The sequence below is a fragment of the Streptomyces sp. NPDC002232 genome (assembly GCF_042890295.1).
Lineage (GTDB): Bacteria > Actinomycetota > Actinomycetes > Streptomycetales > Streptomycetaceae > Streptomyces.
Genome location: NZ_JBIARV010000001.1, coordinates 715351 through 731146 on the forward strand (window position 1 = coordinate 715351; position 15796 = coordinate 731146).

The window sequence follows — 15796 nt, forward strand, 5'->3', positions numbered from 1 at the left end:
CGGCCTCACTTGTCCTTGTCGAGCGTGTAGGTGCGGTCGCCCTTGTCGGCCGGGGAGCCGCCGGGTGAGCCGTCGGCGGACGGGGCGACGAGCGCGAGGCGTACGTGGGCGGCGAAGGACTCGGCGTAGGCGACGCGCTGGGTGTCGAGGGTGGAGAGCGCGAAGGTGATGGGCACGGTGGAGGTGGCGCGGCCGGCCCGGTCGTTGCTCTCGGCGGCCGGGGTGAGGCGGCCGACGTCGAGGACGCGGGCGCCGGCGACGATCATCCGGGACTGGTCGGGGGCGCCCTTCTTCTCGCCGGAGAAGGTCGCGTAGATGTTGACGGTCGAGCCCGTGTAGATCTTTCCGGCGACGCCGGTGGCGGCGTCGATCATGATGGCGATCTCCTGCTCCCCGGGCTTCAGCCGGGGCCGTTCGACGATCATGTCGGTCTGGAGGAGGGAACCGGCCTTGAGGGTGGTGACGGCGATCTTGCCCTCGATCTGCCGGAGGTCCGTCACGGCGGTCGCGGAGAGCCAGCGCTTCGGCATGGTGATCTTCTCGAACTGCTGGGCGCTCAGGGGCTTGTAGGGGGCCACGTCGCCCTTGAGCCGGTACGCCGTGGTCTCCGGGCCGACCTTCGAGTTCACGTCGCTGATGACGGCGAGCACGCCGGCGAAGGCACCGAGGGCGCACAGGACGGAGAGCAGCAGCAGGATCACGCCGCGGCGCTGGCGGGAGTTCATGACCGTACTTCCTCGATCGGAGACGTGGGGCGGGGGCGGGGGCGGGGGCGGGCGGACACGGGGCCGCTCACGGCAGCGCGGCGCGGGAGGATCCGGTGCCGGGCCCCAGGGCGCGGGCGGGCGCCCCGCCCGGCGCGACCGGTCCGAGGGCGTGCGGTCCCGTGCGCGTCCCGGGCCCGAGGGCGGGTGCGCCCCGGTCGGGCGGCGGTGGCGGGGCCGCCGGGGTCAGCGGCGCGGCGCAGAAGCCGCAGCGGTCGCCGATGAGCTCCATCCCGCACCAATGGCAGGCCTCCCGCCGTACGGAGGAGACGAGCTGGTGGAGGACGGAGAGGTCCGGCAGGTACGCGGCGAACTCGACGAGCTTGCCGGTGCCCCACCAGCCGGGCGAGGAGGCGGGCAGCGGCGTCTCGTGCACGGGTCCGGGGATCCGCCACGCGGGGACGAGGGTGCTGGTGGGCCAGTCGGTCTGGAGCTGGCCGCGGGCGAGGAGGAGCTCGGTGCCGAACTCCGGTCCGGCGAGGCGCTCCTCCGCCGAGCCGAGGCGCACGAGCTGGGGCGTGGGTCCGGCGAGGACGGCGAAGTGGGCGCCGGGGAGCCAGCCCTTGAGGTGCGAGCCGAGGCTGACGGGGACGCGGTCGAGGCGGGAGACGGAGCCGAGGACGGCGCCGGCGTAGATGTAGTGGGCGAGCAGCCGGGCGGCGGAGGCGAGGACTCCGGGGCTGAAGTCGCAGCCGGCGAGCTGGCGCAGCTGGCGGACGAGGACGGCCGCGCCGAGCGGCGGCAGGTCGGTGCGGACCAGGGCGATCCGGTCGCTCTCCAGGAGGCCGCGGACGGTGCGCAGGCGGCGCTCCACGGCGGGTGGCTCGGAGGCGGGGCAGACGACGACCACGTGTCCGTGGCGGGCGAGGAGCTGCTGCATGTCCGCGAGGGAGGCGTCGAGCGGGCGGTTCCCGGGGGGCGGGAGCACGGCCGCCTGCGGGGTGCGGGGGTCGGCCGGCGGCAGCACCAGGTCGGTGCTGGTGACGGCGATCGCTGTCGGCACGTCGGACCCCCCGTCCCCTCCGGCCTCCGGCGCCGCGGGGGCCGCGGATCACTTACCGCGTTCGCGGCGTCACCGCAGGGTGCCGCCGTCTCTGCACCTTATCCACGTCTCCCGGGGTGGTGAACAGACAATCCGCCAAGCTGCCCCCACTAATTTGCGCCCTGACCTCGGGCCCCGGCCCCTTCCGCGCCGCCCCGGGCGAACTCCGTTCGGTGCCGGAGGTATTGACAACGCGATTGGTCTGGACCAACTTGTGCGACAGCGGTGGCCACCGTCGGTACTCCCTGACCCGCACCTCCCCTCCGTACGACGACGTACGGCACCTCCACCTCCCCAACTCCCCCACCGGAGGATGCACGTGGACCGCACCACCACCCGCCCCCGCGGACGGCGCCGGCTCTCCGGAGCCCTCGCGCTCGCCGTCGGCTCCGGGCTCGTCCTCGTCGGCGGAGCCGGCACCGCGCAGGCGGCGGACGTCAACGTCGCCAAGAACGCCGGGTTCGAGAACGGCCTCGCCAACTGGTCCTGCTCCGCCGGGAGCGGCTCCGCCGTCTCCTCGCCGGTCCGCACCGGCACCGGCGCGCTGAAGGCCGCCCCGGCCGGCCAGGACAACGCCAAATGCGTGCAGACCGTGGCCGTGAAGCCCAACTCGACCTACACGCTGAGCGCCTGGGTCCAGGGCGGCTACGCCTACCTCGGCGCGAACAACACCGGGACCGGCACCGGCACCGTCTCCACCTGGACGCCCGACAGCCCCTCCTGGAAGCAGCTCACCACCACCTTCACCACCGGTGCGAGCACCACCTCGGTCGAGATCTACACGCACGGCTGGTACGGCACCTCCCCCTACCTCGTCGACGACGTGAGCGTCTTCGGGCCCGACGGGGGCGGCGGCCAGGACCCCGACCCGGTCGTCCCGTCCACCCCGGCCGGTCTCGCCACCGGCACGGTCACCTCCAGCTCCGTCGCCCTGAGCTGGGGCGCGGTCAACGGCGCCACGGCCTACAAGGTCTACCGGGACGGCGCCAACCCGCAGACGGTGAGCGGCACCTCGGCCACCGTCACCGGGCTCACCGCCGACACCGCGTACCAGTTCCAGGTCTCCGCGACGAACGCCGCGGGCGAGTCCGCGAAGTCCGCCGCCGTCTCGGCCCGCACCTCCAAGGTCACCGACCCGGGCCCCGGCCCGGCCGTGCCCAAGCACGCCGTCACCGGCTACTGGCAGAACTTCGACAACGGCGCCGCGAAGCAGAAGCTGCGGGACGTCCAGGCCGCGTACGACATCATCGCGGTCTCGTTCGCCGACTCGACCGCCACGCCCGGCCAGATCACCTTCAACCTCGACCCGGCCGTCGGCTACACCTCGGTCGCCGACTTCAAGGCCGACGTCGCGGCCAAGAAGGCGGCCGGCAAGTCCGTGATCCTCTCGGTCGGCGGCGAGAAGGGCAACGTCACGATCAACAGTGACGCCACCGCGACCGCCTTCGCCGACAGCGCGTACGCCCTCATGCAGCAGTACGGCTTCAACGGGATCGACATCGACCTGGAGCACGGCGTCAACGCCACGTACCTCACCAAGGCGCTGCGCCAGCTCTCCGCCAAGGCGGGCTCCTCGATGGTCCTGACGATGGCCCCGCAGACCATCGACATGCAGAACACGAGCTCGGAGTACTTCAAGACCGCGCTCGCCGTGAAGGACATCCTCACGGTGATCAACACCCAGTACTACAACAGCGGTTCGATGCTCGGCTGCGACGGCAAGGTCTACAGCCAGGGCTCCGTGGACTTCCTCACCGCGCTCGCCTGCATCCAGCTCCAGGGCGGCCTCGCGCCGTCGCAGGTCGGCCTGGGCGTCCCGGCGTCCACGCGGGGCGCGGGCAGCGGCTACGTCGACCCGCAGGTCGTGAAGAACGCGCTCGACTGCCTGACCAAGGGCACCGGCTGCGGCACCTTCAAGCCGGCCCAGACCTGGCCGTCGCTGCGCGGCGCCATGACCTGGTCGACCAACTGGGACGCGACGGCCGGGAACGCCTGGTCGAACGCGGTGGGCCCGCACGTGCACGGCCTGCCGTAGCGGAACCCGCACGCCCCGTGCGCCAGCGCAGCGCCGCCGCTCCCCCGGCGGCGCTGCGCCGTCGTGTCACACGGGCAGGTAGTGGCGCAGCACCGGGTCGAGCAGCCGGATCCACTCGTCGACCCGGGCGGCCCGCCGGCCGTCGACCTCGCAGTCCCAGACCGAGCCGTCGTAGAGGGTGACGGCCAGGCGGAGCACCCGGTCGCGGCGGACGCGCTCGTACCGCACGGCCCGGATCTCGCTCCAGAGGAAGTCCGCCTCCTCGCCGAAGAAGTGCAGGGACACCCCGCTGCCGTCGACGGCGACGCCCGAGCGCCGGTCGGCGGCGGCGAAGTCCGGCGCGGGCCGCGGCGGGGCGAGGGGAGGCGGCGGCACGGAGCGGTAGGCGGGATGCGGTACGGGGGTGGGTGCGGGCGCCCGTACGGGGGCGGGTGCGGACGCCGGTACGGGCGCGGGCGCGGCGCCCTGGATCCCACCGGCCCCGGCTCCCGTCCCGGTCGGGGGCGTCGCGTCGGCGGGCCCCGGCGCCACCCGCGGGTCCGGGACCGCCGGGGGCGCGGGAGCGGACCCCTGCGGAAGCCCGGCCAGCTCGTCCATCAGGGCGTCCGGCGTGGGCCGTTCGGCGGGGTTCTTGGCGAGGCAGCGCCCCACGATCCCGCGCAGTGCCTCCGGTACGGCGGCGAGGTCGGGGGCCTCGTGCACCGACCGGTACATGAGCCCCATCGGCGTCCCGTCGCCGAAGGGCCGCCCGCCGGCCGCGGCGACCAGGACGGCGCCCAGCGCGAACACGTCGGCGGCGCCGGTGACCTCCTCGCCGAGGGCCTGCTCGGGGGCGAGGTAGCCGGGGGTGCCGAAGGCGCTGCCGGTGGCGGTGAGCCGGGTCGACTCCAGGGCGCGGGCGATGCCGAAGTCGAGGACGCGGGGCCCGTCGGGGGCCATGACGATGTTGCCGGGCTTGAGGTCGCGGTGGACCAGTCCGCAGCCGTGGACGGCCTCCAGGGCCTCGGCGAGCGCGGCCCCGAGCGCGCGCAGCCGGGCCTCGTCCAGGGGGCCCTCGGCGGTGACGAGCGCGGAGAGGGTGGGGCCGGGGATGTAGGCGGTGGCGAGCCAGGGGGCCTCCGCCTCGGGGTCGGCGTCGACGACCTGCGCGGTGTGGAATCCGCCGACCTGCCGGGCCGCGGCGACCTCGGCGCGGAAGCGGGCGCGGAAGGACGGGTCGGAGGCGAGTTCCGGCCGGGCGACCTTCACGGCGACGGCGCGCCCGCCACGCGATCGGGCCAGATAGACGGTGCCCATGCCGCCTTCGCCTAGCTTGTGCTCGATGACGTATCTACCGATGAGGGTCCCCACGCGGGACAGTATGGCCGAACTCCATATCTTGACCGGGCCATGACAGAGCCGGACCATGTGCCCGGACACCCGCACCACTTGGTCGCACTCCCCCACACTCCCCACCCAGGAGCCAGCATGCGACGTCCCACCCGCGGCAGAAGGACCGCCACCCTCGCGGCCCTCGTGGCGCTCGCCCTCGCGGCGCCCCTCTCCGCGCTCAGCACACCCGCCGGGGCCGACCCCGCGCCGACCGCCGCCCGCATCGCCTCCGGCGCGGAGGAGGTCATCCGGCAGTACGAGATCGCCGGACCGTCCACCCCCGCCGCCCGCACCGCGCTGACCGCCACCGGCGTCTCGATCGACGAGGTCGACGCCCGCTCGGTCGTCGTCAGCGCCAACACCGAGCAGCTCGCCCGGCTCAGGGCCCTCGGCTACGCGCCGGTCGCCCTGCCCGGCCCGCCGGACCGCGCCACCGAGGCCGAGAAGGCGCTCGGCCCGGCCGACTTCCCCTCCGCCGACGCGAAGTACCACAACTACGCGGAGATGACCGCGGAGATCGACCAGCGCCTCGCCGCCTACCCGTCGATCATGAGCAGGCGGGTCATCGGCAAGACGTACCAGGGCCGGGACATCGTCGCCATCAAGGTCAGCGACAACGTCGCCACCGACGAGAACGAGCCCGAGGTGCTCTTCACCCACCACCAGCACGCCCGGGAGCACCTCACCGTCGAGATGGCGCTCTACCTGCTGCGCGAGCTCGGCGCGGGCTACGGCACCGACCCGCGGATCACGAACATGGTGAACGGCCGCGAGATCTGGATCGTCCCGGACCTCAACCCGGACGGCGGCGAGTACGACATCGCGAGCGGCTCCTACCGCAGCTGGCGCAAGAACCGGCAGCCCAACTCCGGCTCCTCCTACATCGGCACGGACCTGAACCGGAACTGGGACTTCAAGTGGGGCTGCTGCGGCGGCTCCTCCGGCACGAAGAGCTCCGAGACCTACCGGGGCGCGGCGCCCGAGTCCGCCCCCGAGGTGAAGGTCGTGGCCGACTTCGTCCGGTCCCGGGTGATCGGCGGCAAGCAGCAGATCACGGCGGCCATCGACTTCCACACGTACAGCGAGCTGGTCCTCTGGCCCTTCGGCTGGACCACGGCCGACACCACCACCGGCATGACCAAGGACGACCGCGACGCCTTCGCGGCCGTCGGCCGGTCGATGGCGGCGAGCAACCGGTACACGCCCGAGCAGTCCAGCGACCTGTACATCACGGACGGCTCGATCGACGACTACCTGTGGGGCACGCAGAAGATCTTCGCCTACACCTTCGAGATGTACCCCTCGGACGGCGGCGGCGGCTTCTACCCGCCCGACGAGGTCATCGACCGCGAGACGAGCCGCAACCGCGACGCGGTGCTCCAGCTCCTGGAGAACGCCGACTGCATGTACCGCTCGATCGGCAAGCAGTCCCAGTACTGCGCGGCCTGACGGCCCGTGGACGAAGGGGGCGCCCCGGCGGGGGCGCCCCCTTCGTCCGTCCCGCTCAGCCGAGGACGGCGAGCGCGTCGATCTCGATGAGGAGACCGGCCGGCAGCCCGACGTACACCGTGGTGCGCGCGGAGGCGGGGGCCTTGAGGTCCTGCTCCTCGAAGTACTGGTCGTAGATCTCGTTCATCTCGGCGAAGTGGTCCACGTCCGTGAGGTAGACGCGCATCATCATCACGTCGTCCCAGCTCGCGCCGCCCTCCTCCAGGATCGCCTTGACGTTGGCGAAGGTCTGGAGGGTCTGCTCGCGCAGGGTCGGGCCCGCGACCTCCGGGGCCTGCCCCTCGACGGCGGGGAGGAAACCGACCTGGCCGGCGACCTGGAGGAGACCGCCCTTCCGCACGCCGTGCGAGAACCTCGCGGGCGGGGCGGTGTGGGTGGCGGGGATGAGGGCGGTCTTCTCGGTCATGCGCTGGCTTCCTTCGTCGGGGCGGTGCCGGAGTACTCGCGGCTGATGGCGTCCGCGGTGTCGCGCACCTGCGGGAGGAGGGTGAGGAGTTCCTCGGCGGTGACGACCACGTTGGGCGCCGACACCGACATGGCGGCGACGACGCGCCCGTCGGCGCCGCGGACCGGGGCGCCGACGCAGTTGATGGACTCCTCGTGGCCACCGAGATCGGTGGCCCAGCCCTGTTCGCGCACGACCGCCAGCTCCTTCAGGAACGCGGCGGCGTTCGGCGTCGAACGGGGTGTGTACGGGGGGTAGTCGAGCCGGGCGGCGACGGCGCGCCGCTCGGGCTCGGGCAGGTCGGCGAGGAGCAGCTTGGCGACGGCGGCGACGGTGATCGCGACGGGCTTGCCGATCCGCGAGTACATGCGGACCGGGTAGCGGCTCTCGACCTTGTCGATGTAGACGACCTCCCCCTCCTCGTACACCGCGAGGTGGATCGTGTGCCCGATCCGCTCGTTGAGCGCGGTGAGGTAGGGGTGGGCGATCTCGCGGACGTCGAGGTTCTCGACGGCCTCCTGCGCGAGCGCGAAGAGCCGGGCGCCGAGCCGGTAGCGCTGGTCCTGCTGGCGGTGGACGAGCCCGTGCTCGTGGAGCGTGCGCAGCAGCCGCAGGGCCGTGGACTTGTGGACGCCGAGCCGCTCGGCGACCTGGCCGAGGTCGGCGGGCCCCTGGGCGAGCAGCGGCAGGATGCTGAGCGCCCGGTCGACGGTCTGGCTCATGGCGTACGTACCTCCTGGTCGTCCCCCGTCCAGCCGGGGCCGAGGTGAAGTGTGCCCCAGGCGGCGTCGTCGAGCGCCACGAGGCGGTCGGCGTGGCCCCGGCGGGGCGGGGCGGCGAAGTCGCCGGGGACGGTGAGCACGGCGGCCGCGGCGAGGTGCCCGTGCCGGAGCCGCGCGGCCGTCCCGAGCCCGCGGAGGGCCGCGGAGAGGAACCCGGCGGCGAAGGCGTCCCCGGCCCCGACGGGCGAGACGAGGACGACACGGGGGGCGGGGGCGCGGGTGACGGTGTCACGGACGGGAGCGACGGGAGCGACGGGAGCGACGGGAGCGACGGGAGCAGGGGAGGGGCCGCCGCCCGGGGCGGAGCCGGACGCGGGACCGGACGCGGGGCCGCCGCGCGGGGCGGCCCGGTGCTCGAACGCCACCGCGTCCTCCCCGCCCCGCTTCACCACGAGCACCGACGGCTCCGGCAGGAGCGACCGGATCGCCGCCGGATCGGCCGTGCCCCACAGGCGCTCCGCCTCGTCCGCGCCCACGAAGACGACGTCCGCGCCCCGGGCCAGCCCGAGGAGCACGTCGGCGGCGTTCCCGTCGCGCCACAGCCCCGCGCGGTGGTTCACGTCGAACGACACCAGGGGCCGACCGGGCCGGGGAGCCGTCAGTTCCCGCATCAGCGCCAGGCAGTCCGCCGACAGCGCCGCCGTGATGCCGGTGACGTGGAGGATCCGGGCACCGGCGACGGAGGCGTACGGGACGGTCGACGGCGACATCGCGGAGGCGGCCGAGCCGGCCCGGTAGTAGACGACCTCGTGCGCGTCGGTGGCCCGGTCCTGGTCGGTGCGGAAGTAGACGCCGGTCGGCCGGTGCGGGTCGCGGCCGACGGCCGTGACGTCGACGCCGTGGCCGCCGATGACGGAGACGAGGTGGTCGCCGAAGCCGTCCCGGCCGACCCGGCCGACCCAGCGGACGCGGTGCCCGGCGGCGGCCAGGGCACAGGCGACGTTGGACTCGGCGCCGCCGATCGCACGGGTGAAGGCGGGGACGTCGGCGAGGCGGCCCGGCCGGGAGGGCAGGAAGGTGACCATGGACTCGCCGAGGCAGACGACGTCCGGGGCCTGGTCCACGGGCCCGTCCACGGGCGTGGCTCCGCTCACTCTCGGGCTCCCTCAGACTCGTACGGGTCCATTGACCCGGCCTCGGCCCGGATGTTAGACAGCCCTGAGCACTGTGCGCAATGAGCGTTGCACATCTCGCAACGCACACGATGAGGAGGCCTCATGCCCGACCTGGCGAGCGAGCGCGTCGACCACCGCTTCAAGGCCCTGCCCCCGGACGCCGAGGGCCTGACCGTCGGCGAGCTCTCCGCCCAGCGGCGCAACCTCTTCACCGGCGGCTACACCACCCCGGTCCTCGCCCTCTCCGCCGAGTCCGTCGAGCACAACCTCCGCCTCCTGGAGACCTACACCGAGCGCCACGGCCTCGCGTTCGCCCCGCACGGCAAGACCTCCATGGCCCCGCAGCTCCTCCACCGCCAGCTGGACCGGGGCGCCTGGGGCATCACCGCCGCCGTCCCGCACCAGGCCCGCGTCTACCGGGCCCACGGCATCGAGCGGATCTTCCTCGCGAACGAGCTGGTCGACCCCGTCGCCCTCCGCTGGTTCGCCGGCGAGCTGGACTCCGATCCGGACTTCCGCCTCGTCTGCTACGTCGACTCCGTGCGCGGCGTCGAGCTGATGGACGAGGCCCTGCGCGCGGCGAGCCCGTCCCGCCCCGTGGACGTGGTCGTCGAGCTGGCCGCCGGAGCGACGGGCCGCACGGGCGTGCGGACCGAGGCGGAGTGCGCCGCCGTCGCCGACGCGGTCGCCGCCACCAGCACGCTGCGGCTCGTCGGCGTCGCCGGGTACGAGGGCACGATGCCGGGAGCCGACGCCGACCGGGTGCGGGAGTGGCTGCGCCGCCTTGTCGCGCTCGCCGCCGACTTCGACAAGGCCGGGCGCTTCGACCCGGCCGTCGGCGAGATCGTCGTGAGCGCGGGCGGCAGCGAGTGGTTCGACGCGGTCGCCGAGGTCTTCGCGGAGATCCCCGACCTCTCCCTGCCCGTCCTGAAGCTGCTGCGCTCCGGAGCGTACGTCTCCCACGACGACGGCCAGTACCGCGACCGCACCCCCTTCAACCGGATCCCCGAGGAGGGCGCGCTCCAGCCCGCCTTCCGGCTCTGGTCGCAGGTCGTGTCCCGGCCCACCGCCGAGCAGGCCTTCACCAACGCGGGCAAGCGGGACGCCGCCCACGACCTCCACCTCCCCGAGGCCCAGGTGGTCCGCGACGCCCGCAGCGGCGAGATCCGCCCCGCCGAGGGCGTCACCGTGACCGGCCTCTCCGACCAGCACACCTGGCTCGCCACCGAGCCCGACGCGGACCTGGAGGTGGGCGACTGGGTGGGGATGGGCCTGTCCCACCCGTGCACGATCTTCGACAAGTGGCAGCTGATCCCGGTCGTCGAGGCCGACGGCACGGTGGTCGACCACATCCGCACGTTCTTCTGACCGGCAGAGGGGGCAGGGACATGGACCTCGTCTTCCGGGACGCGGAGGTCGTCGACGGCGGCGGCGGCGACTCCTACCGGGCCGACGTCGCCGTCGCGGGCGGCCGGATCGTCTCGATCGTCAAGGAGGCCGCGGCGGCGGGCTGCCAGCGCCCGACCGCGCGCCGCGTGCTGGACGCCGAGGGCCTCGTCCTCGCCCCCGGTTTCATCGACATGCACGCCCACAGCGACCTCGCGCTGCTCCGCGACCCGGACCACAGCGCGAAGGCCGCGCAGGGCGTGACCCTGGAGGTGCTGGGCCAGGACGGCCTGTCGTACGCGCCGGTCGACGACCGCACCCTCGCGGAGGTCCGGCGGACGATCGCCGGCTGGAACGGCGGTGCGCCCGGGGACACGACCGTCGACTTCGACTGGCGCACGGTCGGCGAGTACCTGGACCGGCTCGACCGGGGCATCGCCGTGAACGCCGCGTACCTCGTCCCCCAGGGCACGGTCCGCATGTACGCGATGGGCTGGGAGAACCGCCCGGCGACCGCCGCCGAGCTGGACCGCATGCGGCGCCTGGTCGCCGAGGGCCTGGAGCAGGGCGCGGTCGGCCTGTCCTCCGGTCTCACCTACACGCCCGGGATGTACGCGCCGGACTCCGAGCTCACCGAGCTGTGCCGGGTGGTCGCGGAGTACGGCGGCTACTACTGCCCGCACCACCGCTCGTACGGCGCCGGGGCGCTGCGCGCGTACGAGGAGATGGTGGCGCTGACCCGGGAGGCGGGCTGCGCCCTGCACCTGGCCCACGCCACCATGAACTTCGGCGTCAACGAGGGCAGGGCCCCCGAGCTCCTGGCCCTCCTCGACGCGGCCCTCGACGCGGGCGCCGACCTCTCCCTCGACACGTACCCGTACACCCCGGGCAGCACGACGCTGCTCGCGCTGCTGCCGAGCTGGGCGAGCGAGGGCGGTCCGGAGGCGGCCCTGGCCCGGCTGCGGGACGGCGCGACGGCGGAACGGATCCGGCACCACCTGGAGGAGCTCGGCTCGGACGGCTGCCACGGCGTGCCCGTCGACTGGGCCACCATCGAGGTCTCGGGCGTGGCGGACCCGGCCCTGACCGGCCAGGTGGGCCGTCGGCTGGACGGCTGGGCGAGCGCCCGCCGGCTCCTGGTCGAGGACCGGCTCGGCACCACGATCCTCCAGCACGTGGGCCACGAGGAGAACGTCCGGACGATCATGCGCCACCGGGTGCACACCGGCGGCTCGGACGGCATCCTCCAGGGGCTGAAGCCGCACCCGCGCGCGTACGGCACCTTCCCCGAGTACCTGGGGCGGTACGTGCGCGAGCTGGGCGTCCTGTCCCTGGAGGAGTGCGTCGCCCACCTCACGTCCCGGCCCGCGGCCCGCCTCCGGCTCCCGGACCGGGGCCTGGTGCGCGAGGGCTACGTGGCGGACCTGGTCCTCTTCGACCCGGCGACGGTCGCGTCGGGCGCGACCTACGAGAACCCGCGCGCCCTTCCGGTGGGCATCCCGCACGTCCTGGTCGACGGCAGGTTCGTCATCGAGGACGGCCGCAGGACGGACGTCCTGGCGGGCCGGTCAGTCCGCAGGACGCCGGCCCGCTGAGTCGCGGGCCCTCGCCGTCTCCCGCGCGCCGGGCGTGCGCTGGGACGGTACGGGCGGAGCCGACGGGAGCCCGGCGGTCCACGGCTCCCGCCGCACCCACACAAGCCCCGCCGCCAGCACCAGCCCCGCCAGCACGAACCCGAACCACGGCGTGTGACCCGAGGGCTGGGTCTCGTACACCAGTGCGGCGGACAGCACGGCGAGGACCTGCCCGGCCCGGCCGCGCCAGGCCGCCGCCGCGACGACGACCGTCCCCCACAGCAGGTACCAGGGCTGGACCATCGGCGAGAGCACGACGAGCGCGACCAGCGAGAGCCCGAGGCCGAGGACGGGGTCGAGACGGCCCCGGTACGAGCGCCAGGCGAGCGCCGCGACGAGCACGAGGGCCGCGACGAGTCCCAGCTTCTGCACGACGGCCTTCACGGGCTCCGCCTCGCCCCCGAGGAGCAGGCCGAGGCCGAGCCCGAGGTCGCTCGTGAGGGACAGCGGCGTGTGGATGGCCGCGGCGACGCTCTGCGTCCGCAGCCACCCGAACCCGGTCCCGGCGAGGAGCGAGGCCCCCGCCGCGACGGCCCCCGCGACGGCTCCGGGCAGCACGAGCCCCTTCAGGAGGGCCCGGATGCCGCCACCGCGCGCGAGGAGCACGCCGATGAAGAGCAGCGCGAGGGCCGCCGGGGACTTGATCATCATCGCGAGCCCGACGAGGACGGAGCCGAGCACCCACCGCCCGCGGGTGGCGAGCAGCACGCCGCCGAGCATGAGGCCGATCATCAGGCCGTCGTTGTGCATGCCGCCGACGACGTGGATCAGGAGCAGCGGATTGAGGGCGGCGAGCCAGAGCGCGCCGTCCCGGCCGCCGGGGCCGCCGCCGAGGCCCCGGACCGCCCAGACGGTCAGGGCGAGCGCGCCGACGGCGATCAGGCGCATGCCGAGGACGGCGGGCACGACGGCCCCGCCGGTCAGCTTCACGACGGCCGAGGCGAGGAGCAGGAAGGCGGGCCCGTACGGCGCGGGGGTGTCGGTCCAGTTCCCGCCGACGCTCCCCGCCGCGTCCCATCCGAGGTCGCCGGGGCCGAGGACGGACGGCCCCGCGCCGTAGACGTCGTGGCCTTCGAGGACCATCGCGCCCTGGGCGATGTAGCTGTAGACGTCCGCGCTGTGCAGCGGCGGGGCGAGGAGCAGCGGCGCGGTCCAGCAGGCGAGGGTCGCGAGGACCCCGTCCCGCAGGCCGCGCGCGAGGAGGACGCCGTACCGCCACCAGGCGGCGACGAGGAGGGTCAGACCGAGGTACGCGAGGACGGCGCCGGCGACGGTGAGCGCGGAGCCGCGCGGCTCCCACAGGCCCCAGCCGCCGCGCACGGGCAGCGTCCCGGCGGCCCAGCCGCCCACGGCGACGGCGAGGGCGCCGCCCGCCCCGAGCCACCGGCATCCCACCCCACTGAAAACCCACACAACACGCCAACCTACCTCCCAGCCGTTCCGTTGTGGGCATGCGTTCCGCCGGGGCGGAACGGGTGGGCACAACGGAACGGCGCCCCTGCCGGCGCCAGAGGCTCCTGCGCCCTGACCCGCGCCCCCGTGCACGGTCACTGGGCGGTGCGGGTCCAGGCACAGGACGCGGAGGCGCCACGAAAGGGCGCCGTCCCGTGTGCCCACCCGTCCCGCCCCAGCGGGACGATTGCCCACACGGGCGTGGGCGACGGGCACCGCCCGAAGCGGGCACGGGCACACGGGCGCGGGGCGACAGGCCCGCCCGGACGCGGAGCGAAGGCCCGCACAGGCGCGGCCCCGCCCCGGGCCGCAGGCGACGCCACGCTCGGCCCCCGTCGCCGATGCCCGCCCCCACCCCGCCGCAGGCCCCACGTGGCCCAAAACACTCCGCGCCCCGCCCGCCCCCGCCGTAAGCTCTCGTCATGCAGGTGATCCAGTCCACGAAGCTCGCCAACGTCTGTTACGAAATCCGGGGTCCGGTGCTCGAAGAGGCGATGCGGCTCGAAGCCGCGGGTCATCGCATCCTCAAGCTGAACACGGGAAACCCGGCCGCCTTCGGCTTCGAGTGTCCGCCCGCGATCCTGGAGGACGTGCTCCGCAACCTCTCCGAGGCGCACGGCTACGGCGACGCGAAGGGGCTGCTCGCGGCCCGCCGGGCGGTGATGAGCCACTACGAGACGAAGGGCATCCCGCTCTCCGTCGAGGACATCTACCTGGGCAACGGCGTCTCCGAGCTGATCCAGATGTCGATGCAGGCGCTGCTCGACGACGGCGACGAGGTCCTCGTCCCGGCCCCGGACTATCCGCTGTGGACGGCCTCGGTCTCGCTCGCGGGCGGTACGGCCGTGCACTACCGCTGCGACGAGCAGTCCGACTGGATGCCGGACCTCGCGGACATCGAGCGGAAGATCACCGACCGCACCAAGGCGATCGTGATCATCAACCCGAACAATCCGACGGGCGCCGTCTACGACGACGAGATGCTCCGCTCGTTGACGGAGCTCGCCCGGCGCCACGACCTGGTCGTCTGCTCGGACGAGATCTACGACAAGATCCTCTACGACGGCACCACGCACACGCCGACCGCCGCGATCGCCCCCGACCTCCTCGTCCTCACCTTCAACGGGATGAGCAAGAACTACCGGGTGGCCGGTTTCCGCTCCGGCTGGCTCGCGGTCTGCGGTCCGAAGCACCACGCTTCCTCGTACATCGAGGGCCTCACGATCCTCGCGAACATGCGCCTCTGCGCGAACATGCCGGCGCAGCACGCGGTGGCCGCCGCGCTCCAGGGCCGGCAGTCGATCGAGGACCTGGTGCTGCCGGGCGGGCGGCTCCTGGAGCAGCGGGACACGGCGTACGAGCTGCTGACGCAGATCCCGGGCGTGACGTGCGTGAAGCCGAAGGGCGCGCTGTACCTCTTCCCGCGCCTGGACCCGAACGTCTACAAGATCAAGGACGACCGGCAGATGGTCCTGGACCTGCTGCGGTCCGAGAAGATCATGGTGGTGCACGGGACGGGCTTCAACTGGCACGAGCCGGACCACTTCCGGATCGTGACGCTGCCGGCGGCGGCGGACCTGGCGGACGCGGTGACGCGGATCGGCCGGTTCCTGGACGGCTACAGCCAGCCCTGACCCCCACGAGCGAGACGAGACTCAACTTTAGACCGGATCTAAGCTAGGATGGCCGCAGAGCAACCGCTGGAGGCCATCCCCATGTACGAACCGATCCGCACCAAGTCGGTCCACCGGATGGCCGACGACGCCCAGGACGCGTATCCGCACCGCTCCCGCGAGGAGGAGCTGGACATCCAGCTCGCCGGACACCTCGCCGCCCTGCTCGCCGTCACGGACGAGCTGGGCGACACCGAGGCCGGCGACCTCATCGCCCGGCAGGTCGCGCGGCTGCGCGGCGCCCCGCCCGCGCGGCACGCCGGGCTGAGCGGCTCGCCCGCGCCGGACCTGCACCGCAAGGCGCACGCCCTCGCCGGCCGCGCCCTGGTCGTCGCCGCCTCCCGGGCGGACACCGCCGCCGCGATCCTCGCCGCCGGGCGGATGGACGCGCACACCACGGCGCTGGCCGGGGAGCCCACCCTGGCGACGGCCGCCACCCCCTGACGGCCCCGGGCCGCGTGGCACGAACCACGCGGCCCGGGCGCCCACCACCCGCCGGGCACCACGCGGCGCGCACGACCCGAGCGCCCAGCACCGGAAAGCCCCCGGCGCACCGCGATGCGGCGCCCCCCGCTCCGGTTCGGTACC

The 15796-nt window shown here is 74.1% G+C and carries 13 protein-coding genes; 6 read left to right on the forward strand and 7 right to left on the reverse strand.

Features of this window, described 5'->3' with window-relative positions; translation table 11 throughout:
* Positions 1 to 5: 5 nt before the first annotated feature.
* Complete coding sequence (gene cpaB / locus ACFYXU_RS03175; RefSeq protein WP_361396062.1) at positions 6 to 725, reverse strand: Flp pilus assembly protein CpaB; 720 nt, start codon at positions 723 to 725, stop codon at positions 6 to 8.
* Positions 726 to 792: 67 nt separating this feature from the next.
* Positions 793 to 1767: a hypothetical protein gene (locus ACFYXU_RS03180; protein WP_376513508.1), complete on the reverse strand. Its 975-nt coding sequence runs from the start codon at positions 1765 to 1767 to the stop codon at positions 793 to 795.
* Between the two features lie 352 nt (positions 1768 to 2119).
* Here ACFYXU_RS03180 and ACFYXU_RS03185 point away from each other — a divergent pair, with 352 nt between their 5' ends.
* The gene (locus ACFYXU_RS03185; RefSeq protein WP_389407376.1) at positions 2120 to 3841 is read left to right on the forward strand and encodes a chitinase; all 1722 of its coding nucleotides are present in this window, start codon (positions 2120 to 2122) and stop codon (positions 3839 to 3841) included.
* A 66-nt stretch (positions 3842 to 3907) separates the two neighbouring features.
* Here the strand turns inward: ACFYXU_RS03185 and ACFYXU_RS03190 are convergent, their stop codons facing one another.
* Positions 3908 to 5191, reverse strand: coding sequence for a serine/threonine-protein kinase (locus ACFYXU_RS03190; protein WP_389407377.1), 1284 nt, complete (start codon positions 5189 to 5191; stop codon positions 3908 to 3910).
* 117 nt (positions 5192 to 5308) lie between these two features.
* Between ACFYXU_RS03190 and ACFYXU_RS03195 the strand changes: the two genes are divergently transcribed.
* Positions 5309 to 6661: a M14 family metallopeptidase gene (locus ACFYXU_RS03195; protein WP_376513511.1), complete on the forward strand. Its 1353-nt coding sequence runs from the start codon at positions 5309 to 5311 to the stop codon at positions 6659 to 6661.
* Between the two features lie 55 nt (positions 6662 to 6716).
* On the opposite strand, the gene ACFYXU_RS03200 is transcribed toward ACFYXU_RS03195, so the two are convergent.
* From ACFYXU_RS03200 to ACFYXU_RS03210, 3 genes are read right to left on the reverse strand one after another with little or no spacing between them, the layout of a single operon-like run.
* On the reverse strand, positions 6717 to 7127 hold the full coding sequence (locus tag ACFYXU_RS03200; RefSeq protein WP_376513513.1) for a RidA family protein: 411 nt from the start codon (positions 7125 to 7127) through the stop codon (positions 6717 to 6719).
* A complete protein-coding gene (locus ACFYXU_RS03205; protein ID WP_361396077.1) occupies positions 7124 to 7888 on the reverse strand; it encodes an IclR family transcriptional regulator in 765 nt (254 codons plus the stop codon). Before ACFYXU_RS03205 ends, ACFYXU_RS03200 begins: the two co-directional genes overlap by 4 nt.
* Positions 7885 to 9042, reverse strand: coding sequence for a sugar kinase (locus ACFYXU_RS03210; protein WP_389407378.1), 1158 nt, complete (start codon positions 9040 to 9042; stop codon positions 7885 to 7887). The genes ACFYXU_RS03205 and ACFYXU_RS03210 overlap by 4 nt, the downstream gene beginning before the upstream one ends.
* 123 nt (positions 9043 to 9165) lie before the next feature.
* Here ACFYXU_RS03210 and ACFYXU_RS03215 point away from each other — a divergent pair, with 123 nt between their 5' ends.
* Positions 9166 to 10431: an alanine racemase gene (locus ACFYXU_RS03215; protein WP_389407379.1), complete on the forward strand. Its 1266-nt coding sequence runs from the start codon at positions 9166 to 9168 to the stop codon at positions 10429 to 10431.
* A gap of 20 nt (positions 10432 to 10451) precedes the next feature.
* A complete protein-coding gene (locus ACFYXU_RS03220; RefSeq protein ID WP_361396085.1) occupies positions 10452 to 12044 on the forward strand; it encodes a D-aminoacylase in 1593 nt (530 codons plus the stop codon).
* On the opposite strand, the gene mptB is transcribed toward ACFYXU_RS03220, so the two are convergent.
* A complete protein-coding gene (mptB, locus tag ACFYXU_RS03225; protein ID WP_389407380.1) occupies positions 12018 to 13496 on the reverse strand; it encodes a polyprenol phosphomannose-dependent alpha 1,6 mannosyltransferase MptB in 1479 nt (492 codons plus the stop codon). The two genes, ACFYXU_RS03220 and mptB, sit on opposite strands and share 27 nt — an antisense overlap.
* Positions 13497 to 13957: 461 nt before the next feature.
* Here mptB and ACFYXU_RS03230 point away from each other — a divergent pair, with 461 nt between their 5' ends.
* A complete protein-coding gene (locus ACFYXU_RS03230; protein ID WP_376513523.1) occupies positions 13958 to 15169 on the forward strand; it encodes a pyridoxal phosphate-dependent aminotransferase in 1212 nt (403 codons plus the stop codon).
* Between the two features lie 81 nt (positions 15170 to 15250).
* On the forward strand, positions 15251 to 15652 hold the full coding sequence (locus tag ACFYXU_RS03235) for a hypothetical protein (protein WP_376513545.1): 402 nt from the start codon (positions 15251 to 15253) through the stop codon (positions 15650 to 15652).
* Positions 15653 to 15796 lie beyond the last annotated feature (144 nt).